The sequence below is a fragment of the Bacteroides sp. D22 genome (assembly GCF_000163675.1).
Lineage (GTDB): Bacteria > Bacteroidota > Bacteroidia > Bacteroidales > Bacteroidaceae > Bacteroides > Bacteroides xylanisolvens.
The window spans coordinates 27,951-49,347 of sequence record NZ_GG774823.1; the positions used below are offsets into that span (position 1 = coordinate 27,951).

Annotated in this window: 17 protein-coding genes; 5 read left to right on the forward strand and 12 right to left on the reverse strand. The window is 42.1% G+C overall.

Going from position 1 to position 21,397, the window contains the following annotated elements:
• Nucleotides 1-435 precede the first annotated feature (435 nt).
• From HMPREF0106_RS03460 to HMPREF0106_RS03450, 3 genes are read right to left on the reverse strand one after another with little or no spacing between them, the layout of a single operon-like run.
• Entirely contained in the window at nucleotides 436-1,356 is a 921-nt protein-coding gene (locus tag HMPREF0106_RS03460) for a carbohydrate kinase family protein (RefSeq protein ID WP_009040952.1), read from the reverse strand.
• Entirely contained in the window at nucleotides 1,344-1,949 is a 606-nt protein-coding gene (locus tag HMPREF0106_RS03455; RefSeq protein ID WP_004313812.1) for an SIS domain-containing protein, read from the reverse strand. Before HMPREF0106_RS03455 ends, HMPREF0106_RS03460 begins: the two co-directional genes overlap by 13 nt.
• A 4-nt stretch (nucleotides 1,950-1,953) precedes the next feature.
• Nucleotides 1,954-2,487, reverse strand: a complete 534-nt coding sequence (locus HMPREF0106_RS03450) for a TIGR00730 family Rossman fold protein (protein ID WP_004313813.1) — start codon at nucleotides 2,485-2,487, stop codon at nucleotides 1,954-1,956.
• A gap of 105 nt (nucleotides 2,488-2,592) precedes the next feature.
• On the opposite strand from HMPREF0106_RS03450, the gene HMPREF0106_RS03445 reads away from it, so the two are divergent.
• Together HMPREF0106_RS03445 and HMPREF0106_RS03440 are read left to right on the forward strand one after the other, a co-directional pair.
• On the forward strand, nucleotides 2,593-3,813 hold the full coding sequence (locus HMPREF0106_RS03445; protein WP_009040953.1) for a M16 family metallopeptidase: 1,221 nt from the start codon (nucleotides 2,593-2,595) through the stop codon (nucleotides 3,811-3,813).
• Between the two features lie 58 nt (nucleotides 3,814-3,871).
• Nucleotides 3,872-4,969 carry an SGNH/GDSL hydrolase family protein gene (locus HMPREF0106_RS03440; RefSeq protein WP_032851617.1) on the forward strand — a complete coding sequence of 366 codons (1,098 nt, stop codon included), beginning with the start codon at nucleotides 3,872-3,874 and terminating at the stop codon, nucleotides 4,967-4,969.
• Nucleotides 4,970-5,110: 141 nt separating this feature from the next.
• Here HMPREF0106_RS03440 and HMPREF0106_RS03435 read toward each other — a convergent pair whose 3' ends face one another.
• From HMPREF0106_RS03435 to HMPREF0106_RS03410, 8 genes are all read right to left on the reverse strand, one after another.
• Nucleotides 5,111-6,013, reverse strand: coding sequence for a glycerophosphodiester phosphodiesterase family protein (locus HMPREF0106_RS03435; protein WP_009040955.1), 903 nt, complete (start codon nucleotides 6,011-6,013; stop codon nucleotides 5,111-5,113).
• 63 nt (nucleotides 6,014-6,076) lie between these two features.
• Complete coding sequence (locus HMPREF0106_RS0125185) at nucleotides 6,077-7,336, reverse strand: IPT/TIG domain-containing protein (RefSeq protein ID WP_004313817.1); 1,260 nt, start codon at nucleotides 7,334-7,336, stop codon at nucleotides 6,077-6,079.
• A 6-nt stretch (nucleotides 7,337-7,342) separates the two neighbouring features.
• On the reverse strand, nucleotides 7,343-9,124 hold the full coding sequence (locus HMPREF0106_RS0125190; RefSeq protein WP_004313818.1) for an IPT/TIG domain-containing protein: 1,782 nt from the start codon (nucleotides 9,122-9,124) through the stop codon (nucleotides 7,343-7,345).
• A gap of 12 nt (nucleotides 9,125-9,136) precedes the next feature.
• A complete protein-coding gene (locus HMPREF0106_RS03430; RefSeq protein ID WP_225473428.1) occupies nucleotides 9,137-10,078 on the reverse strand; it encodes a phosphodiester glycosidase family protein in 942 nt (313 codons plus the stop codon).
• 10 nt (nucleotides 10,079-10,088) lie between these two features.
• A complete protein-coding gene (locus HMPREF0106_RS03425; protein ID WP_004313820.1) occupies nucleotides 10,089-11,375 on the reverse strand; it encodes a RagB/SusD family nutrient uptake outer membrane protein in 1,287 nt (428 codons plus the stop codon).
• A gap of 5 nt (nucleotides 11,376-11,380) precedes the next feature.
• Nucleotides 11,381-14,635, reverse strand: coding sequence for a TonB-dependent receptor (locus tag HMPREF0106_RS03420; protein WP_009040956.1), 3,255 nt, complete (start codon nucleotides 14,633-14,635; stop codon nucleotides 11,381-11,383).
• A gap of 222 nt (nucleotides 14,636-14,857) precedes the next feature.
• A complete protein-coding gene (locus HMPREF0106_RS03415) occupies nucleotides 14,858-15,805 on the reverse strand; it encodes a FecR family protein (RefSeq protein ID WP_009040957.1) in 948 nt (315 codons plus the stop codon).
• Nucleotides 15,806-15,953: 148 nt separating this feature from the next.
• A complete protein-coding gene (locus HMPREF0106_RS03410; protein ID WP_008023858.1) occupies nucleotides 15,954-16,520 on the reverse strand; it encodes an RNA polymerase sigma factor in 567 nt (188 codons plus the stop codon).
• A 416-nt stretch (nucleotides 16,521-16,936) separates the two neighbouring features.
• Between HMPREF0106_RS03410 and HMPREF0106_RS03405 the strand changes: the two genes are divergently transcribed.
• Together HMPREF0106_RS03405 and HMPREF0106_RS03400 are read left to right on the forward strand one after the other, a co-directional pair.
• Complete coding sequence (locus HMPREF0106_RS03405; RefSeq protein WP_008023859.1) at nucleotides 16,937-17,560, forward strand: HU family DNA-binding protein; 624 nt, start codon at nucleotides 16,937-16,939, stop codon at nucleotides 17,558-17,560.
• A gap of 171 nt (nucleotides 17,561-17,731) precedes the next feature.
• Nucleotides 17,732-18,616, forward strand: a complete 885-nt coding sequence (locus HMPREF0106_RS03400) for an NAD(P)-dependent oxidoreductase (protein WP_004309884.1) — start codon at nucleotides 17,732-17,734, stop codon at nucleotides 18,614-18,616.
• On the opposite strand, the gene HMPREF0106_RS03395 is transcribed toward HMPREF0106_RS03400, so the two are convergent.
• Entirely contained in the window at nucleotides 18,599-19,387 is a 789-nt protein-coding gene (locus tag HMPREF0106_RS03395; RefSeq protein WP_009040958.1) for an aspartate dehydrogenase domain-containing protein, read from the reverse strand. The two genes, HMPREF0106_RS03400 and HMPREF0106_RS03395, sit on opposite strands and share 18 nt — an antisense overlap.
• Before the next feature lie 278 nt (nucleotides 19,388-19,665).
• Here HMPREF0106_RS03395 and HMPREF0106_RS03390 point away from each other — a divergent pair, with 278 nt between their 5' ends.
• The gene (locus HMPREF0106_RS03390; protein ID WP_009040959.1) at nucleotides 19,666-21,315 is read left to right on the forward strand and encodes a DUF6377 domain-containing protein; all 1,650 of its coding nucleotides are present in this window, start codon (nucleotides 19,666-19,668) and stop codon (nucleotides 21,313-21,315) included.
• The last annotated feature ends 82 nt before the right edge of the window (nucleotides 21,316-21,397 follow it).

Sequence of the window (21,397 nt, forward strand, 5' to 3'; positions counted from 1 at the left end):
CAATCGGTATAAATAAATTCAAAAGGTGAAAGCGATAATGGAAGCCTTCACCTGTTTTTTTCCTACGCTTTCACCCGCTATCTCCTTATTCATCGATGTTTCAGTTATAAGGTGAAACGGGTGAAACTTATGAATCCAAAGTTCATGTTATACTTATGCAAATCAGTAATTGAAAACAAAATCTCATTCATTCCAATATAGAATTGAATTAAATTTTAAGGATGTGATTGCACTGAATCAAATCCCCAAGAATTACAACTGAGCCATATTTATCCTTTATCAACAATCAATTATCTGTTAATAAAATGCTGCGCAACTGTTCTATGTCTTCCATAAAGAGTCCGATTCCTCTTTTCAGATACGTTTGTATACTCCTATATAGTTGTTGAGCGAATGATATAAAGCTCTGTGTCCTTTTGTGCATTATGGTAAATTTTACCTGTATTTCTTAGCAAACTCCACGGATACTGAATTACTGAAACTTCCGCAAACCTCGGCTGCGAAGTCTTTTCCACATTGGATTATTTTATCCCATATATCTTCATTCAAGTTATTTAGGTCGCGGTATCGAACATCATATTTGAGTAATCCATAAATGAGTCCTGCATTAAAATTGTCGCCGGCCCCAATGGTGCTGACTGCCTGTAACGGTTCTACCGGATAATCTTTGTTGACCAGATTGGTGCGCAACGCTACTTTTTCTCCACCTGCAGTACAGATGAATCGTGGGCAATAGAATTTGATTTTATCCTTGTATATCTTGTCTACGTCCTGTATGTTGTACATATAGAGGAAATCCTCCAATGAACCGCGTACAATATCCGCATATTCAAGATTCTCAATAATGGTTGGAGCCAGTTTGATGGCTTCGTTCTTATGAGAAGAGCGGAAATTCGGGTCGTAATAGATGATGGCTTTCTTTTCCCGTGCCTGATCGAGTAATTCGAGAATCTTTTCCCGCAGTACCGGATTCAGTGCATAATACGACCCCACCATCACAATGTCATCTTCCTCTAATTTAGGGAATAGGACGTCTAGACGTTGCTTGGGATAGTTCTTGTAAAATATATATTCTGCATCGCTTTGCTCGTTGAGAAAAGCCAGAGATACTGGTGATTTACCGTCCGGGAATACGTTGACATGATCGGTTGGAATATTATTCTCACGCATAAACTGCAGGATAATATTGCCTACACGGTCATTTCCGGTTTCACTGATGAAACCGACGTTTACTCCCATTCGTCCCAATGAGACGATGCCATTGAATACAGAGCCTCCCGGTACGGCTGCGGAAGGCTGGTCACCTCGAAAGATGATATCGAGGATTGTCTCTCCGATACCGATTACTTTTCGCATAGTGATCTTGATTTTTCTCCCAGATAACCACCATGATGGCGTTTTGAATATTCGGCGATCGTAAATCCGGTTTCTTTCATGGTTTGTACCACCAATATATCTCCGATCACTGTCATGGCAGTGGTAGAGGTAGTAGGAGTCATGCCTAACACACAGACTTCAGCCGGCTTACCGGTACTAAGACAAACATCCGACTCTTTTGCCAACGGACTGTCCGGATTACCAGTAATAACAATAAACTTCAAATCCGGATCCAGATTATGAGCCAGACGGGTTAATTCCACAATTTCCCGTGTCTTGCCCGAGTTGGAGATCAACAGGAGTAAATCATTTTTTTGTAAAATACCCAAATCACCGTGTTGCGCCTCGCTGGGATGCAGAAAGACAGATGGAATACCGGTGGAACAAAAAGTTGTAGCAATGTTCATGGCAATCTGTCCGGCTTTTCCCATACCGGAAGTTACCAGTTTTCCCTTTTTCTGATGTATTTGTTCTACAATCAGTTTTACTGCTTTTTCATAAGCGTCTGTTATTGGGATGTTGAGCACAGCTTGTGCTTCCTGTTGCAAAAGTTGTTTGATGGAGTCTATCATATAATCAGTTTATTTTTTCTTTTAATTCGTTCAATGTGTTTGCTACTTCGTAATAGGTTGAGAATGGTTGCCGTGCAAAACCTTTATCCTCCAACGTGTGGAGTGCTTTCAATAGTTCGTCATAGAAACCATATTCATTGTAGAAGATGACCTTTTTCCGGTGATAACCGATAGAAGCAGCGGCTATTACATGGAAGATCTCATCGAGCGTACCAACGCCTCCGGGTAGTGCGACTAGCACCTCCGACTTCTCCGTTATGATATCTTTGCGGTCACTCAAATTGCGGGTGTGAATTTCTTCGTCTAACAGAGTGCTTACTTTGCCGTTCTCCTCCAGTTTGGCGGGAACAACTCCGATGACCTTGCCGCCGTTTTCTTTCACGGCGCGGGCGATACATTCCATCAGTCCGAGGCTGGCACCTCCATATATCAAGGTTTTGCCTTTCTGCCCCATCCATTCTCCTATTTGGCGGGCACTTTCGAAGTACACTTTGTCAATGTTTTCGGAAGCGGAACAGAATATTCCTATCTTTTCCATATACGTTGTTGCTGTTATAGTCCACAAATATCTGCAATTTTCTATAAACAGCAATAAGTTTTATTGTATTTTTGCGGCATTAATTCAATAAGGAAGTAGAAAACAATGCATTGCAACGAATATACATTGCCAAATGGCTTACGTATTATCCATGAACCGACCCTCTCAAAAGTAGCTTATTGTGGTTTTGCGATCGATGCCGGAACGCGCGATGAGGCGGAGAATGAGCAGGGAATGGCCCATTTTGTAGAACACCTGATTTTTAAGGGAACGGAGAAGCGGAAAGCCTGGCATATCCTCAACCGGATGGAGAATGTGGGGGGCGACCTGAATGCTTACACTAATAAGGAAGAAACGGTGGTCTATGCCGCTTTCCTGAAAGAACATCTGGAACGGGCGCTTGAACTGTTGGGGGATATTGTATTTCATTCAACTTTTCCGCAGCATGAAATAGAAAAAGAAACGGAGGTCATTATCGATGAAATCCAGTCGTATGAAGATACTCCGTCGGAACTGATCTTCGATGATTTTGAAGATATGATCTTCCGCAATCATCCATTGGGAAGAAACATTCTTGGTAAACCGGAACTGCTGCGGAGTTTTCGCACAGAGGATGTTCTATCGTTTACCCGCCGGTTTTACCAACCGGGGAATATGGTGTTTTTTGTTCAGGGACAATATGATTTCAAGAAAATCATCCGCTTGGTAGAAAAATACCTTTCGGATATTCCTGATGTAAGAGTAGAGAATCGTCGCACACCTCCGCCTCTTTATATGCCGGAACATTTGACGGTTTCTAGAGACACACACCAGGCACATGTAATGATGGGTAGCCGTGGCTATAATGCGTATGACGACAAACGCACGGCTCTCTATTTATTGAACAATGTCCTCGGAGGTCCCGGAATGAATAGCAAACTCAATGTATCCCTTCGTGAGCGTAGAGGACTGGTTTATAATGTCGAATCCAATCTGACCTCTTACACGGATACAGGGGCTTTCTGTATTTATTTCGGGACGGATGTGGATGACATGGATACCTGTTTGAAACTGACCTATAAGGAACTGAAGCGGATGCGTGATGTGAAAATGACTTCCTCCCAATTGGCAGCAGCGAAAAAGCAGTTGATCGGACAAATCGGAGTGGCATCTGATAACTTTGAGAATAATGCATTGGGAATGGCGAAAACATACCTTCATTATCATAAATATGAATCATCCGAGCTTGTTTTTAAGCGTATTGAAGAGTTAACGGCAGAGCAACTACTGGAGGTTGCCAATGAAATGTTTGCAGAAGAGTATTTATCAACGCTGATTTATAAGTAGCTTTTTGATACTGCTGCGATATACTGACAATTAATAAACTGTTAATATTAAACTGACCATGAGAAACTTAACACGAAATTTCTGGATTTGCCTGGGTCTGATAATGTTTCCCCTTACAACATTCGGGCAGCAGAAGAACAATTTTACCTATGTGCCCGCCCAAGAGCTTTTATTGGTAGGAAAAGCGACTACCGAAGGTGAATATTTCCATCGGGTAGATACAGCAAAGTATTGTACGATGCCTCCCGCAGTAAAGAAGCTATTCACCAACTCTGCAGGTTTGGCTATTTCCTTCACAACGAACAGTCCGGTGATAAAAGCTAAATGGACTGTTCCTGACAATTACCAACTGCCAAACTTGACCAGAATAGCCCAAAAAGGCTTGGATTTGTATATCAAACGGGATGGGAAATGGCAATTTGCCGGAGTAGGGATGCCGGGTGGCGTGACTACGGAAAGAGTGATTGTCGATAATATGGGAACCGAAGAGAAAGAATGTTTGTTGTATCTGCCCTTATACGATGAGTTGAAGAGTCTGGAGATAGGCGTCTCTTCTGATGCTCACATATATAAAGGAGAAAATCCGTTCAAAAAGAAAATAGTAGTCTACGGATCCAGCATTTTGCAGGGAGCTTCTGCCAGCCGTCCGGGTATGGCCTATCCGGCCCGCTTATCCCGTAGCAGTGGATATAATTTCATTAATTTGGGATTGAGTGGTAATGGAAAAATGGAGAAAGAAGTTGCCGGGATGTTAGCGAATATTGATGCAGACGCTTTTATCTTGGATTGTATTCCCAATCCTTCTCCAAAAGAGATTACCGAACGGGCTGTAGGCTTTGTAATGACCTTGCGGGAGAAACATCCGGATACACCTATTATTATCATACAGACATTGATACGCGAAACGGGAAACTTTAATCAGAAAGCCCGTGAGAATGTAAAGCAACAGAATGAGGCTATCGCCGAGCAAGTAGAAGTACTGCGTAAAAAAGGCGTAAAGAACCTGTATTTCATTAAAGAAGACCGTTTCTTGGGAACAGATCACGAGGGAACCATCGACGGAACTCATCCGAACGATTTGGGATTCGACCGGATGCTAAAGAAGTATAAACCTGCTATCAGCAAGATTCTGAAAATTAAGTTTAGAGACGAATAACGGAAAGAAATAAGAAGAAATAAAGGTCAATTCATGGGGGTGAATTGACCTTTTTTCTTTTGCAAATGTGTTAAGTTGTTCCTGAAAACAAGAAGCCCACTACTTCTTTAATAAGATGTTTCGAATGACTTATAGAGAAGATCATTCCAAATCTCTCAATCCTTTTTCCTCCAAATAATGAATAAGTTCTTGTGGACGGTCTGTTTGTATCATTGTTGCTTTATGCTTTAACATCCAGCCCCAATGTTTATCTTTACTTTCCAATAGAGCATTTTCATCATCATGTCCGCCACATAGACTATCCCATAAAGTATTCATCCATATCCGACTACCTGATTTAGCGATTTCATCTATTATTTTTAGATTCGGATTTGCATCATCTTTGAAGCATAATTCGTAAGCAATTGGGGTAAAGTTTTTGATAAAAGTTTGTATAGTGGCAACTGCTTCTTTATCCCATAAATTAACGATAGGCATATAAAGCATGCTTTCATTGGAGCCATACTCTTTTTTCACTTTCTCTACAGGATAGTATCCTTTGATGATGACCTGTTTCTCCATTCCACATTCCTGGATGATAGGCATAATTTCTTTTATGTAAGTACCTCCTTTGTCTATATTGACAAGAATACGGCCTTTACAGACATTTAATGCTTCTTTCAGTGTGGGGATTGGTTGGCGGGTCTTGATTCCGTTGCCGCTGCGTAGGACGAACTTTTTCAGTTCCTCGGTCGTATAATCTTTTATCGGTCCCTTTCCCGTAGAAGTACGGTCGAGAGTTTCGTCGTGCATACAAATAAAGTTGCCATCTTTAGTCGGTTGTATGTCAAGTTCTATCATATCAACTTTCATTGCAATTGCTTTTTCGATACTTTGCAGGGAGTTTTCCGGCGCATTGCGCCAGTCTCCTCTATGAGCGATAACAAAGATATACTTCGATTCATTATCATGTAGATTTTTCAAAAGTTTATCAGTCCTTGTTTGTGCGCTGATGGAAAATGCGGTTAGCAGAATAGGTAGTAAGAAAAAAAGTTTTTTCGTCATAACTTAATAGAATTCATTAATGATGGTAAAAGTCACCCGGGGCATCGCCCCGGGTGCTCGCTATTATTTGACAGTAATGCGGCGAATCAGGTAATTGACGGCGCCTGCCACATACATTGTTTTGCAGTCCTCCGTAATTATGATTTCATACGGTTGGTTGAAGGTAGCCTTCAGTCCTTTTCCGTCGGAGAAACCTGCTTTCCCAGAACCAGCGATGGTTTCCAGCGTTCCTTTCGAGTAGTCTCCATTTGCGTCAGGAGTTAGTTTGCGGATGCAGTTGTACGTGTTATCCGAAAGATACAGGCATCCATCTGAACCGGCAGCTACCCCGAAAGTAGCACCCACTTTTGCACTAAGCGGATTACCGGGTTCTCCGTCATAATACTCTTGTCCTTTTACTCCGTCTCCTGCAATTGTTTTTTGCGTGCCATCTGGACTGATTTGAATCAACACATACCCATTAGAAGTACCAACAATCATATTCTTGTTTTTGTCGAACACAATATAGTTGGGAGATACGTTAAGAGTGGCGAAAGTTGTTTTTGTACCTGAAGGTGTGAATTTATAAATCGCCTTATTGTCGCGTGCCGATACATATATGTTATCTTCATCATCGAATGTAACATTCATTGGACTCTTCATTTCGGATGCTATGGTTGAAACAGACATACTGCCGGTTTCTATTTTCCGTAACATTCCTTTTCCTTTGTCGATGAAATAATAGTTTCCTTTCGAATCGAATCCACCTTGCCAGATAGCACTGCTACCGTCTACTGCCACATCGAGGAGTGAAGTGACCAGGAAGTCCGGAGAGATACGTCGTATATAGTTGTATCCTCGTTCTGTAAACCATAAACTGCCATCCGGAGCAAAAGCGATACCAGTGGGAAGCTTGGTTGTGGCTTCCGTACCGACTCCGTCTGTCATTTCGAATACTCCCTTCTGTCCAACGATTGTTTGAACGATATATTCCTGATCCGGTGTTTTCAGATAATTGAGCTCGAGGCCTGTCAATTCACCCGAGGGGGATTTGACGCGGATGGAATATTTTCCCGGAGCCATTTCAGGTAATATTATTTTCAGTTCGTCCTTGAATGCTTCTATAACGGTTGCTTGTTGGTCGTTGATGAAAACAGCATTTTCTTCCGGCACCGTGCTGAAATTACGTCCCAGTATTGTAGCTATTTCACCGGAATAAACATTGGTGGGTTTCACGAGGACCAGCCTAAGCTCTGTCACTGACGCTTTGTAGTCATTATCATTGCAGGCTACAAACAATGATAAGAGTGGGCAGGCGAGCAGTAGTATGTATATCTTTCTCATAGTCTTTTATTTATTTACTGTTATGGTACGAATCAAATGGTTTTGCTCATCAGCGATATATACTTTATCCGAAACCAGTACGCTTGCAGGGCAATTGAATGTAGCTGTCAGGGCAGAACCATCAATTTTACCTTTCGTTCCCGGAATACCGGCTATTGTTTTTAATGTTCCTTTCGTATAGTCGCCTTCTGCATCCGGTGTTAGCGTACGTATGGTATGCATTGTATAATCGGTGATATAAAGTACCTCATCCGGGCCGAATGCAATGCCGAATGTTGCCCCCATGGTTGCTTTTGACAGGTCGTTCTGTTCACCATCAGAATAAGTCGCAGCAGTGGGTACTACGCCAGTTCCGAATACAGTTTTTAGTGTACCGTCCGTATCGAACATATGCAGCTGATAAGTACCGCCGGTACCTACAAAGATTCTTCCCTTCTTATCTACCGCCATACAATTGGGACCGGCTTTGAGTGAAGACATATCGTAGTTAGTTACAGTACCGCCGGATGTTATTTTCTTTACTGCCTTATTATCGCGGTCCGCGATATACATATTACCATTACTATCAAAAGTGACGCTCATCGGACTTTTAAAGGTTGTTTCGGTGGAGAACACAGAGCAAGTGCCTTCCTGTGTAATCTTAATAATATTATTTAAAGCTTTATTGGCTACATAATATATGCCCGAGAGATCGAAACCACCTTGCCAGGGAGCATTAAATGTAACGGTGCCACTTTTGGCAACAGTTGAAACATTATATTCCTGATCCATTTTTCTGATGACGTTATTTCCTCTTTCGGCAATCCATATGTCACCATTGGGTGCGAGAGCTAGTCCCTGCGGGAATTTGAAAGAGGCAGCCGTTCCCTTACCGTCAGTAGAGGTAGTTGCGGAGTTACCTGCTACTGTTGCAACTGTGTAAGATAAATCTTCGTAGGTGAAACTTAGATTCTCTACCGTTTTATCTGCGACAGTAACTTTGACTGGATAGGTACCGGAAGGATTCTCCGGAGCAATAATGGTTAGCGTTGTTGCGGTTACAACTTTTACGGTTGCCTGCTTTCCGTTTATGGAAACCATGTTCTCTTCGACCGTTGTTCCAAATCCTTCTCCTGAAATCACCACTTCCTCTCCGGCTTTTCCACGTGCGGGGGTTAGAGAAGAGGTCGTTAATGTCACTGTGTGAAGGTAAGTAAACAGGGGGCTTTCAGCTTCTTTAGTACCAATTCTCACACGGATAGGGTAACTGCCTTCCTCGGTGTCGGGAATGATAATTTTGAGTTGGCTGGAAGTCGCCTCTTTAACTTCAGCAGTCACTCCGTTGATTGTCACCTGATTTTCTGATACCACTGTGCTGAAACACTGACCGATCAGTGTCACTAAATCTCCTGCATAGGCAGAGGAGGGCATAACCTGTAATACAGCAAGTTCAGGTGGAGCTTGAGGTGTTGCATAAGTAAATTTGAGTCCTTCTACAACTTCCCCTTTCACACTAACTTTGATTGAATAAGTACCTTCCGGATTATTGGGAAGAGCAATCACTAAACGATTCTGGGTTGCATCGATAATTTCCGCTTGTACTCCGTTAATAAATACCTCATTATCAATTGCTGTTTCAGAAAAATGAACTCCTGAAATAATTGCGGTACCTCCTGTCGATCCAGCTTTCGGAATAATGGAAATGAGTTTCGGAGGAAATTGTCGGGAATCGGATTCGTCCGATTCCGAACATCCACAGAACAAGTTGCAACAAAATAGGATAGATAAAATAAATATTGAGTTCTTCATACTTTCTGCTTTTTAAGGTTCATTGACTGTTACCATCCACGTATTTACGACAGGTCGCTCCTGTCCATCAGAAGGCCGGTTCCGTATTTGGAATATATCCGCTATCGGATGTCGTATAAGCATTTGGGTAGAACCGCCACCATCCAGGTTCACAGCCCATGAGCATCCTAATGCTTTCATTATTGAACCCATTTCCGGATAAGTAAGTCCGTATGAGTAGAACTCTACACGTCCGTCAGCCACCATGAAGTAGACATGACCATCATCTGAATATCCAAGACAAGTACGCGGATCGATACCTGGATAAGTCGCGCCGGATATTTCTCCATCCCGTAGCACGATAACTCCGCTCCCGGTCACTTCTTTGAGGTTGTACTGCATACCACGATACTCCACAGAGTCGGCAATTACCATTTTGTTGTCTTTCGTCAGCGCGATAAAACTCAAAGCTTGTTGGGGAAGTGTTTCTTTAAAGATGAATGAGTTTTTTAAGATCACTCCATTGCGATGAATGGGCCCCCTGATATCCATTGTACTGACATCCCAAAAATCAGCATTAATCATGGCAGCTACCCGGTGCCACGGACGGTCGGCGTAATCTGCCATTTCTGTTAGTGTCTGCCGCTGGAAGTTGTTGCGTACATCCGCATCATACGGCATACCTACTTCTAATGAAACCCCTGGTTCATTCAAATCAATGTCGATTATAAATATATGAGTAGAGCGGCTGTCTGCCTTTTGAAAATGGACATCTGTTTCCGTAACTCCCAATGCAACAACAAAGCTGGTATCGGTATATACACGTGCCACTGTTTCACTACCCGCTAATAGTTTTTGACCGATTTTTGTTTGCGGGGTATAATGTACGTCTTCAATTGTATCGTTTGAGCAACTTAAGAAAGCCACTGGTAATACAAATGACAGAATCTGCATGTATTTTAATAAGTTCATCATTTTCATTGTTTTAGTTAGCCCAATATGAATTTTGATTTAAAAGTTTATTGAGAGACCTTTCTTTGGCAGGAATAGGTAATTTGTTATACTTGCGCTCAAAGCCGAGATCACTTTCCAGGCGGTTGAGGCGGACAAGGTCGAACCAACGGAAACCTTCTGCCAGTAGTTCCGTATGTCTCTCATTGAGAATTGCATCTATGAAGTCTTCTTCAGTGGCAGGGTGTACAGAAGGAAGACCACGAAAGTTCCGAAGCTCATTCAAACGGGTAAGCCCTTTGGAAAGTCCTTGTGCTTCAGCACTGATCAGGTACATTTCCCCCAAACGGGTAATAATGATCGGATCGGTAGTCACCTCTCCACCGGGATATTTATTAATGACTTCATTTGTTTCCTGCATATCAATTGATATGGCGGTTCGTTTATCATCCGGTTCGAACATATTCATCACTTTTGTCGTCGGCGCATATGTATAGCTACCTCCATTGGCAGAAGCACGTGAATAGAGGGAAGCACTCAAGTTTACGCTTGATTCATTGAGCAGATTGACAAATGAGAATATTTCTTCTCGGTTTGCTTTTCCACGGAAGATCTGGTCGAAGTCGGCAAGTGAGAAATTGGCATCACCTATCACTTCTTCAGCAAGTTTGGCAGCTTCAGTCATTTTGCCTTGTGCAAGTTTGGTTCTTGCCATTAAAGCCTTTGCCGCTTGTTTTGAGACGTAATACTTGTCGGAAAAAGTAGGAGCATAATCTATTGCTACCTGAAAATTCTTTTCTACAAAACTCCATCCTTCTGTTTCGGTAGATGCTGCGATGTCTCCCGAGAAAGGAGCTTCGAGAATGGGAACTTCTCCATAGCGGGTAACCAGGTGATAATAAATCAGACCACGGAAGAAACTGGCTACTCCCAGTATCTCGTTTCGTGACTGGCTGGCTGCTAATTTGTCAACTGCGACAATCAGTGAATTTACTTGGTAGAGAGCAGTATAAAATCCATCCCACGGTCCGCTGACGAAACCGCTTTCAGGGGTAACCAGGTCTTTTACCAATAATACCGGATCTTTCAGTCCTGTCGCTCCGCCGCGGACAAGATCTCCGCCGACAATGTCTTGTGTAAGATAACCATTGACTGTTGGTTTGTTTTGTATATAAAAGTAGAGTCCGGTAAGCAGTAATTGAGCATCCTCCTCGGTGAGGTTATCACTGGATACGGCATTATGCGGATATTGGTCCATTTCGTTGCAACTAGTGGCAAACACCAATAATACTGTTAATAACGATATAATAAAATTCTTCATATCTGTTAGAATTTAAGATTGACACCTATTGTAAACGTACGCGGTTGGGATGGGTAGAGATAATCATATCCCATATTGGTTGCAGAGAGGCTTACATTTACTTCCGGATCCAGATACGGCCACTTCGTTAATATGAAGAGGTTATCTGCCTGGAAATATATGCGTAGATTATCGATATGTATCCGGTTAATCCAACTTTTTGGGAGGGTATATCCAATAGAAGCTGTACGGCAACGGATATAAGATGCATCGTGTAACATTCGGGTATTGACAAACTTGGTTGAGTTCCACGTATAACCATAAATGGCACGCGGATTTTCGTTAGTACTGCCTGGTCCCGTCCAACGGGATTCTGCAGATGATTTCAGTATCGGCCATGTACCGTTACCCATTCGTAAACCTCCGGTCCACAGTTCATAGAGCTTGTTGCCTGACGAAAATGTAAAGAACAGGCTCAAGTCAACGCCTTTGTACTTGAATGTGTTATTGAAACCACCGGTGAACTTTGGATTAGCCGAGCCGACAAACTGTTTGTCGTTTTCGTCTATGACATCGTTACCATCCACATCTTCGTAAATACAGTCTCCTGCTCTTACGCCCTGATCGTAAATCTTGGCAGGAATTTCATCATCCGACTGGTAAATACCTTTCCACTTAATCATATAGAAGGACCCTATCGGTTCGCCGACTTTAAGGGCGTGCATCGAGCTGGTTGTCAATATCTCATTATTGTCGAGAAGCGCAGTCAGTTTATTTCTGATAAAGGAGATATTGAAATCTGAATGCCATGAGAATGAACCTTTGCTAAGGTTGGCTCCTAAGGTAAATTCGAGTCCTTTATTACGCATTGATCCGATATTACATACCTGGCTGGTATAACCCGATGTAGCAGGAGTTGGCTTTTGGTAAAGCAAGTCCTTGGTATCTTTGATAAATGCATCTGCTGTGAATGTGATCGCACCTCTGAAAAAAGAAAGGTCTACTCCGACGTCAGCTTGTTGGGCTTTTTCCCATTTAAGATCGCGGTTGCCTGCAGTAGTCAGTCCTAAACCGTTCTCACCGTTATAGTTGTACCCTCCACCGGCTAATGCTTGATAAGCATAAGAGCCGATACCTCCCTGATTACCGGTGCAACCCCAGCTTGCGCGGAACTTTACATCGGTTTGTGGATATTTCCACCAAGATTCTTCTCCCAAATTCCAACCGGCGCTGACAGACGGGAAATATCCGTAGCGATTGCTGGATATGAATTTGGAAGAACCGTCAGCACGCATGGTTCCCGTTAGTAAATAGCGGTTCTTGTAGTTCAGACTTAAACGGCCGAAGAATGATTGGAGCAGGAATGAAGAAAGTCCTGTACTTATATCCGAGTATTCGGCAGCAACAGAGTTGACGTCAAAAGAAGGAGAGGGGAATCCGATACCCGTTTGTGCGGCTGAGGAAGTTACATCCTTTTGTATAGAATGCCCCAGCATGACGTCCAGAGAGAAATCTTCTTCAAAGGAGTGTTTATAAGTGAGCACGTTTTCCCATAAAGTACTCGCATAAGATTTTCGTCCGTCAATAAGCTTTCCTACTTTATTGCCATAGGGGTGATCGGCTGTGTAATAAATGTGTTCTTCCGTATAGTTGAAATCCTCTCCGAGTGTAGTTTTGAAGTTCAAGTCTTTCGTTATGTTAAACAGCATATAGAGTGAACCGAGGGCACGGTAATTATCGATATATACATCTTCTTCGTTAAGAGCCTGTATCGGGTTATGGTTGGCCAACTCCTGTCCTCCGACAGCATATTCTCCGTCGGGACGATAAGGGGAATCCCATGGACGTTGTTCGATGGCGCGGGTAATGACACTGGTTCCTATATTATAGCCGGTGGGAACGCGGTTATTACGCGAGTAACTTAAATTCAGGGCGGTTCCTACCTTGAGCCACTTTTTGATTTCCGTGTCCAGATTAACCTTCAAATTGTAACGTTTGAGCTGATTGTTGATAATTACACCTTCGTTGTGTTTGTAATTGGCGGACAAGTAATAATTCGTTTTATCTGTTCCGCCTGACACAGACGCGGTAGTCGTGTAGGTAACAGCCGTACGAAGTACCAGATCGAGCCAGTTTGTCTGTGCTTTTCCCGGTGCAGGGTTATCAATACGTGCCTGCGTACTGTTGGTTTGCAGATTATAGTTGTCGATAGCTTCGTTCAGAACTTCCAGAAACAGATCAGTGTCGGTCATATCCAGTTTGTCTGTTCTGGTCAGGTTGGAGAAACTAACATTCGTGTCAATGTTTACTTTGGCCTGTCCCTTGCTTCCTTTTTTAGTTGTTATCAGGATAACACCATTTGTTGCACGTGAGCCATAAATAGCAGCGGAAGCTGCATCCTTCAAAATCTGTATAGATTCTACGTCGGAGGGATTGAAATCATTCAGACCGTTCATTGATTGTGCTCCCCAAGCACCAGTATCTCCTGACGTATTGTTGATAGGTACTCCGTCAATTACATATAGTGGTTCGTTACCTGCGGTAATTGAACCGATTCCACGGATACTGACCCGATTTTTACTTCCCGGTACACCGGATGCTGACGTTATATTCACTCCGGATACGCGTCCCTGCAACAGTTCGTCAACACCTAATACCTGGCGGACATTGACTTCTCCCGGTTTATAAGTTCCAATGGAAGAGGTAACATCCCGCTTGGTTTTGGAGCCATATCCGATGACGATAACTTCATCCATGACGTGTGCATCTTCTTCCAGCGCTATGTTGATTGTTGGTGAAGCACCGATGCGGATAGATTTCTTTTTGTATCCGATGTAGGATATTTCCAACGGCTTGGATAGGTCTGCTGTGACGGTGAAATTTCCTTCAACATCTGTAATTGTTCCGATGCCACCTTCCTGTATTACATTGGCTCCGATAATCGGTTCGCCTTTTCCATCTGTCACAGTACCTTTGATGGTTTTCTTTTCGTTTTTTTTCTGTTGTTGCACTTCTTGCTTCACTAATACTATGGTATTGTTATTAAGCGAATAAGAAACATTTAATGGAGTGAATACTTGTGACAGTACTTGATCAAGAGGCTTATTTTTACAGTTGACGGTCACTTTCGATTGGTCGTTGAGGACATTGTTCCGATAAACGAATGTATACCGGGTTTGTTTCTCGATCTCCTTTATGAATGTTTTCACCGTACCATTATTGATGTTTACCGACACATTTCCTTTTTGTGCCAATGCTTCTGTTGTGGATAGTAAAATCATTCCAGTGAGCAAAATGGTAAAGTTTCTAAAAATAAGGAGATTATGTCTCCTCTTTTTAAAGGAAAAAATTAACTTTGTGTAATTCATAGTTGATACTATTTTTTCATGTTTTAATGGATTAATTTTATCGACTTTCATACAACCAAAGGATTGGGCGATTCTTTGGTTGTTTTTCTTTAAATAGCTTATATTATATCTTTCATAGGCTCCTTTCTTTTGAGGTTAATAAATAATGATTTTATCTTTATGTATCTCATATTTGAATTTATACTGAAGGCTCAATGAATGGATAACATTCTGTATATTTTCATGGCGGAAAGAACCGGACAGTAAATCTTGTGCAATCTGTGGATATTTTAGTTCTATTTCTACTCCATACCACCGTTCTATTTGCTCTATAACATCAATTAAAGGCTCGGAGTCGAAAATTAGATAATCATTACACCAGCCTGTTTCTACATGCACATCAGCTTTTGTAATTTTGAGGGCTTTGTCTACACTGGAGTAGGTTGCTTTTTCACCGGGAGTAAGCGTATATTCGTGCGGGAGAGAGCCGCCGGATATTTTAATTTTTCCGGTAAGCAGAGAGGTTTCGATAACATCTTTCTTATATGTATTCACATTGAAAGAAGTTCCCAATACTTCGATCTGGAAGTCATTTACCATGACTCTGAAAGGACAGTCCGGGCTTTTGGCTACATCGAAGAAAGCTTCTCCTGATAGATGTACGAGTCGTTGTTCTGTATCATTGACGTCATATCTGATGGTAGTGGCACCATTCAGTTGCACTTTTGTTCCGTCCGGCAATATGATCTCTGATTTGCTGCCGGGTTTTACATTGGCAGTTATCATTTGTTGCGAACTTGGAGTATCGAATAAGGAATATATGCCGAAGAAAGAGGTGACGAGTAGAGCGATGACAGCGGCATATTTCGCAAATTGATACCAGCGTCTTCTCCAGATGATTTGATGAAGTTCCTTACGTATCTGCTTTTTCATCATGGGGGGCATCCCGATTTCCGGTGCAGAATCTTTTTCCATGTTTATCATGGTATTCCAAAGTTCTTCATCCGGTATGTGGTCAAGTTCTTTTTTGAACTCTCTCAAGTCAGAAGAAGGTAGTCCCTTCTCCATATATCGGCGGTATAAATCTTTAAAATGTGTAGCCATATTATAGGTGTTTCTATTGGTTATACGTGAATGGAATAAGAGAGTACTATGATTTCTTTGTGTTTTATAACATAAAAATCAGATAGAGATCTTTTTTGTGGGAGAAGATATTATTGCCTTCCCCTTGTGATGTGTTGCAGTGACGATATTATAAGAAGAAAATAAAGAGAATATTATATTTCATTATTTCGCTGCGAAGGATCTTCAGAGCGGAAGTCAGATAGTTCTTTACTGTTTGCTCGGAAAGCTCCAGTTGCTCGGCAATCTGTTTGACTGGAATATGTTTTTCTCTGCTTAGTTCATAAATCTCTCGTTCCCGTTGTGACAGAATATTCTTTGATTTCTTCAGTTGTTGCAGGAATTCATCATACAATAATAGGTCTTCTGGAGATACATCGCTCTCTTGGTTCTCGCAATACTCCATAAAGTCTTCGAATTGTAGTTCGTTGACTTGTTTGCGGAAATAATCGATTACCTGATGTTTGGCAATAGTGAAAATAAAGGCTTGCAGGTTGCCAAAGCTATTCAGTTGGCTACGGTTGTCCCATAGGCGTAAAAAGGTATCCTGAACAATATCTTGTGCCAGGGAACGATTTTTTAGTTGTTTAAGAACAAAGCTGTAAAGTCGGTCGGCGTAGGCTTCATAAATCTGGGTAAAAGCCTGGTAAGAGCCGTTGCGTAGTTCTTTTATGCACTGTATTTCGTCTATTTTCATCCTTTCTGTAATAGAAGTAGGTCAGGCAAATGTACTGAAATAATTTAGAAATAAACAAATCTATGTGAATAAATAAAGAGAAACCGATGTCCGGTAGTTGGCAGATGAATTTTATTTTGCAATCATATTACAATCATATATTGAGCTTTATTGTACCGTCTCTTGCTTTCCGCTAATTAATTTTGTATCTTTACTGTTTTTTACCCTTGCAAAGACAAGTGGTCATCTTATGCAGTGATAAATATCACTTTATAAGGTGATATTTGTTTTTCTATAAGGTGACTATTGTCCCGTTACAACTGGACAACTACCCGAGTGCATAAACTATGATAAATCTCTGCACTGAAAATCTTTATTCTCTGCACTGAAAATCTTTATTCTCTGCACTGAAAAGTCTTAAATATAATAATAAGATTATGGCCTTTTACAATTTAAAGAAGAAGCCTGCCTTGACTACTAAGGAAGGAGAAACGGAAACAATGTATGCCGACATTGTCTACAGTGGAACGATTCCGGCAGAACGATTGATCCGTGGCGTTGCTAAGAGAACCGGATTTAAGGAAGGAGTGATAGAAGGTATCCTTATAGAACTGAAAGAGGATGTATTGCAATATCTGGGTGAAGGATACCGCGTTGAATTGGGAGAGTTCGGTTTCTTTTCAGCCAAAGTGAAAGCTTCCCGATTGGTAGCAAATAAGAATGATATTCGTTCTGAATCCGTAGCTTTCAACGGGGTGAATTTCCGTGCTTCCAAGAGTATGCGTGTAGGTATTCGCGGAGATTTGGAGCGCAGAAAGTGTGTCGATTTCAATACTTCGCGTAAGTGGGACAGGGAGAACCTGAAGAAACTCGTCCTGCAATATATCGGAGAGCATGGCTTCATCACAAGAACCACTTATACAGAACTTACCGGGCGTTTGAAGAATACTGCATTGGACGATCTTAAATCTTTTGCGGCCGAAGGCATTATCAAGCGGGAGGGACGGGGTAATCAGATGCATTTTATAGCACTGCCACGAAAGGAACCGGATGGCGAGTAGTGAACTCTGATTGGATATGTTTAACTTGCGTTCGTGTGTCTAAAACATACTGTTATCGTCCATCATTAAATGATATTATGGCTAGAAATTTGTATCTTAGCGCCCATGTTGGGTTGCTAATCCGGTAACCGTGTATGTTTGTTTTTATAATACTTCTAAAATAAAAAAACGATGTTTCAGAAACTTGTAGCTATAGAGCCGGTCAGTCTGGTTCCGTCGGCCGAAAAAGCGTTGTATTCATTTGCCGGTCAGGTGGTGATGTATCCTGATGTACCCGCGAGTGATGATGAAATCATTGCCCGTATCGGAGATGCCGATGCGGTGCTTTTGAGTTATACCTCCCGTATCAACCGGTATGTACTTGAATGTTGTCTGAATGTGAAATACATTGGAATGTGTTGCTCGCTCTATTCTCCCGAAAGTGCGAATGTCGATATTCGCTATGCCAATGAACGGGGTATCACGGTAACAGGTATCCGGGATTATGGTGATGAGGGAGTGGTAGAATATGTCGTCAGTGAGTTGGTGCGCTGTTTGCATGGCTTCGGGCAGGAATCGTGGGAGGAGTTACCTCGTGAGATCACCGGCTTAAAAGTCGGAATAGTCGGATTGGGTAAGTCGGGCGGCATGATAGCGGACGCTTTGAAGTTCTTTGGTGCTGATATTTCATATTATGCCCGCAGTGAGAAAGAAGCGGCTACTGCCAAAGGATATTGCTTTTTGCCGTTGGAGAAACTCCTTGCAGAGAGTGAAGTCATTTGCTGTTGCCTTAATAAAAATACGGTTCTGCTGCATGAAGAGGAATTCAGGCAGATGGGTAATCGGAAAATCTTATTCAATACCGGTTTGTCGCCGGCATGGGATGAGGCAGCTTTCGCTGAATGGTTGGAAGGTGATAACCTTTGCTTTTGTGATACGATTGGTGCGTTGGGGAGTGAGCAACTGCTCAATCACCCGCATGTACGTTGTATGCAGGTGTCTACTGGCCGCACGCGTCAGGCGTTTGACCGCCTGAGCGCAAAAGTATTGGCCAATCTGTCAGAATACAATGGGTGAAGCGATATTAATCAGGGTGCTCACTACTGACCACCCTGCAATATCTGATGTAGCACTATAAATGTCTACTACGGCATGCACCTGGTCATTTTTGATTTCTACCCTTTGCGTATCTCCCACAAATCCGGGGGTAGATTGTATGGATACCTGCATGTTCTCCGGACCGACAGAAGCTCGTGAGGCGGCAACTGTAACATTCACTTTGGTTGGAAAGAGACGAATAGCTTCCGCAGCACTTCCGGAGAAAACGGTACGTTGCTCCGTTTGCAAAGAATCATCATAAACGGGAGTCCCTTTGAGTCCGTTAGGACCTTTTTCATTGAAGAAGCGGGCCGTCGTATTTCCCATCAGAGAGGCAGTTCTTAAAACATCGAATCCACCGGTAGCTCCGGATGCGATATAGATTCGTGTACCATTTGCCTTGGCTGTTTCTGCCACTTTCCGATAGAATGTCTCGTCTGCCAAAGCACCGATAGACAAGGTAATGACAGAGGTTCCGTTTCTCAATGCTGGCAAAGCCAATTCCCGCATAGCGGCAGGAGAGGCCGATTCCACCAGATAATCTGGTTTTAATGCTAATAACTCTTCCAATGTGGCGCAAGCAATGCAAGGCTTGCCATGTTGCTGCATTTTATGAACGATGTGCGCTGCTTTTGAAGCCGTACGCGAATAGACACCTACCAAATCATAATCTGGTAATAAGCCTTTGACAACTGCATTCGCAACGATTTCTGCAAGTCGTCCACATCCTACAATGACTAACTTTTTCATGCAACAAAGATAATACTTTTATTGGTAAGAGCTTGGATTGGTAATATGGTATTTATTTTCATCAGGTCTGTATCTGGGAATGGATTTGTCTGATAGAGTAAGACTCATTTTTATTAATAATAATGTAACATATACTCTGTCTGGCTTCTGTTTTTTCTTTATAATAGTCTGTTTGTTCCTTTAATTTATGAGCCATTTATAGTTAGGTTACGAAGATTTTCTCTACATTTGTCCGGTTAATCTCTATCATCTCATACTCACTAAAGTCTATCCGCCCAATGAAAAAGAACTGTCTACTCTGCTTTTTGCTCTTCTTTTCCTGTTATTCGGCTTTTGCTGGTGAAAGCCTGGATTCATTGTTGAATGTGCTTGATAAAACGATTAAGGAAGCCGATATTTATGTACAGATCAAAGAGAACAAACTCCATGAACTGAAAAAAGAAGCACGAAAGACACCTCCCGTTTCTGTCGAACGCTATCATCTGAATAATGATATTTATCTTGAATATAAAGCATACAGTTCCGATTCCGCACTCCACTATCTGAATGAAAATATGCTGCTGGCTCGCCAGTTGAATGACAAAGAGCGGGAACTTAACATTCAATTGGAACTATCCTATCTGTTATCCTCTATCGGAATGTATATGGAAGCAGCGGATATACTTAACTCGATTGATCGTCAGACATTGCCATCGTCACTTTTGGGATATTACTATACTTGTTACGAGCATGTATATTTCGAAGCAGGAGCGGCACAACCCCGATATAAGATGTTTGCTTCCCGCTATGCAAAATTGAGCCATGCCTACCGTGATTCGATGCAGGTCACTTTAGATCCGTCCTCGGCTACATACCTGTGGTTGCGTGAGACGCAATTAAGAGAAGCCGGAAAATACGATGAGGCTCTTGAATTCAGTGACCGTCGGCTTGCGGAATCTTCTTTCGGAACGCCTCAATATGCACTGGTAGCCTATCAGCGTTTCCGCCTTTTTGAGAGCATGGGCAAGAAAGACGAGCATTTGTATTATCTGGTGCTTTCAGCCATTTCAGATGTGCGTTCCGCCATTAAGGAGCAATCTTCTTTGATGGTACTGGCACAAGAACTGAATAGAAAAGGAGATTTGAAACGTGCCTATGACTATATCAATTTCTCATGGGAAATATCACAATTCTATAAAACGCGGTTGCGGAGCTGGATGAATATCACCCCGCTTTCTATGATAAACGGGAATTATCAGGATATTATCAAGCAACAGAACCGGGAATTACTGATCTATATTGCGTGCGTAGCCTTGTTGGCATTACTGTTGGTGATCGCATTAATCTATATCTACCGGCAGATGAAAGCCCTTTCCATCGCGAAAAAAGGATTGCAGGAAGTAAACGAACGGCTTTTCTCGTTAAATGAAGAACTCGAAGAAGTGAACCGTCATCTTCGTTCCACCAATCTCGAGCTTTCCGAGTCCAATCTCATTAAAGAAGCCTATATTGCCCGTTTCTTCAAACTGTGCTCTGTATATGTAGACCGTTTGCAAGCGTACAGAAAGCTGGTAAACAAGAAACTGCAACGCGGACAAGTGGCAGAATTGCTCAAGATGACACATCTTAGCAATGACATTGTAACCGTTGAAGTGCAAGAATTATATGCGAACTTTGATTCCGCTTTCCTGCATCTCTTTCCTAATTTCGTGGAATCTCTCAATGCCTTATTATTGCCGGAAGAACAAATCGTTTTGAAACCGGATGAATTACTGAATACCGAACTGCGTATTTTTGCTTTGATACGTTTGGGAATAAAAGACAGTTCGCAGATTGCGGAACTTCTGCATTACTCAGTGAATACAATCTATAATTACCGTTCGAGAGTAAAAACAAAAGCACGTGTTTCACGAGACGATTTTGAAGATTTGGTGGCAAAAATCCGTTAATAAAATCTGTGCCCAATCTACCTTTTAATGTGAGCTTATTTAGAAATAAGATATTAATAATCAAGTGGTTATTTCTTTGAGA

What these genes read in the sequence shown, in the direction of transcription:
- HMPREF0106_RS03460 (WP_009040952.1), bottom strand. Translation starts at nt 1,356, where the DNA reads ATGCGAAAAGTAATCGGTATCGGAGAGACAATCCTCGATATCATCTTT.
- HMPREF0106_RS03455 (WP_004313812.1), bottom strand. Translation starts at nt 1,949, where the DNA reads ATGATAGACTCCATCAAACAACTTTTGCAACAGGAAGCACAAGCTGTG.
- HMPREF0106_RS03450 (WP_004313813.1), bottom strand. Translation starts at nt 2,487, where the DNA reads ATGGAAAAGATAGGAATATTCTGTTCCGCTTCCGAAAACATTGACAAA.
- HMPREF0106_RS03445 (WP_009040953.1), top strand. Translation starts at nt 2,593, where the DNA reads ATGCATTGCAACGAATATACATTGCCAAATGGCTTACGTATTATCCAT.
- HMPREF0106_RS03440 (WP_032851617.1), top strand. Translation starts at nt 3,872, where the DNA reads ATGAGAAACTTAACACGAAATTTCTGGATTTGCCTGGGTCTGATAATG.
- HMPREF0106_RS03435 (WP_009040955.1), bottom strand. Translation starts at nt 6,013, where the DNA reads ATGACGAAAAAACTTTTTTTCTTACTACCTATTCTGCTAACCGCATTT.
- HMPREF0106_RS0125185 (WP_004313817.1), bottom strand. Translation starts at nt 7,336, where the DNA reads ATGAGAAAGATATACATACTACTGCTCGCCTGCCCACTCTTATCATTG.
- HMPREF0106_RS0125190 (WP_004313818.1), bottom strand. Translation starts at nt 9,124, where the DNA reads ATGAAGAACTCAATATTTATTTTATCTATCCTATTTTGTTGCAACTTG.
- HMPREF0106_RS03430 (WP_225473428.1), bottom strand. Translation starts at nt 10,078, where the DNA reads ATGATGAACTTATTAAAATACATGCAGATTCTGTCATTTGTATTACCA.
- HMPREF0106_RS03425 (WP_004313820.1), bottom strand. Translation starts at nt 11,375, where the DNA reads ATGAAGAATTTTATTATATCGTTATTAACAGTATTATTGGTGTTTGCC.
- HMPREF0106_RS03420 (WP_009040956.1), bottom strand. Translation starts at nt 14,635, where the DNA reads ATGATTTTACTATCCACAACAGAAGCATTGGCACAAAAAGGAAATGTG.
- HMPREF0106_RS03415 (WP_009040957.1), bottom strand. Translation starts at nt 15,805, where the DNA reads ATGGCTACACATTTTAAAGATTTATACCGCCGATATATGGAGAAGGGA.
- HMPREF0106_RS03410 (WP_008023858.1), bottom strand. Translation starts at nt 16,520, where the DNA reads ATGAAAATAGACGAAATACAGTGCATAAAAGAACTACGCAACGGCTCT.
- HMPREF0106_RS03405 (WP_008023859.1), top strand. Translation starts at nt 16,937, where the DNA reads ATGGCCTTTTACAATTTAAAGAAGAAGCCTGCCTTGACTACTAAGGAA.
- HMPREF0106_RS03400 (WP_004309884.1), top strand. Translation starts at nt 17,732, where the DNA reads ATGTTTCAGAAACTTGTAGCTATAGAGCCGGTCAGTCTGGTTCCGTCG.
- HMPREF0106_RS03395 (WP_009040958.1), bottom strand. Translation starts at nt 19,387, where the DNA reads ATGAAAAAGTTAGTCATTGTAGGATGTGGACGACTTGCAGAAATCGTT.
- HMPREF0106_RS03390 (WP_009040959.1), top strand. Translation starts at nt 19,666, where the DNA reads ATGAAAAAGAACTGTCTACTCTGCTTTTTGCTCTTCTTTTCCTGTTAT.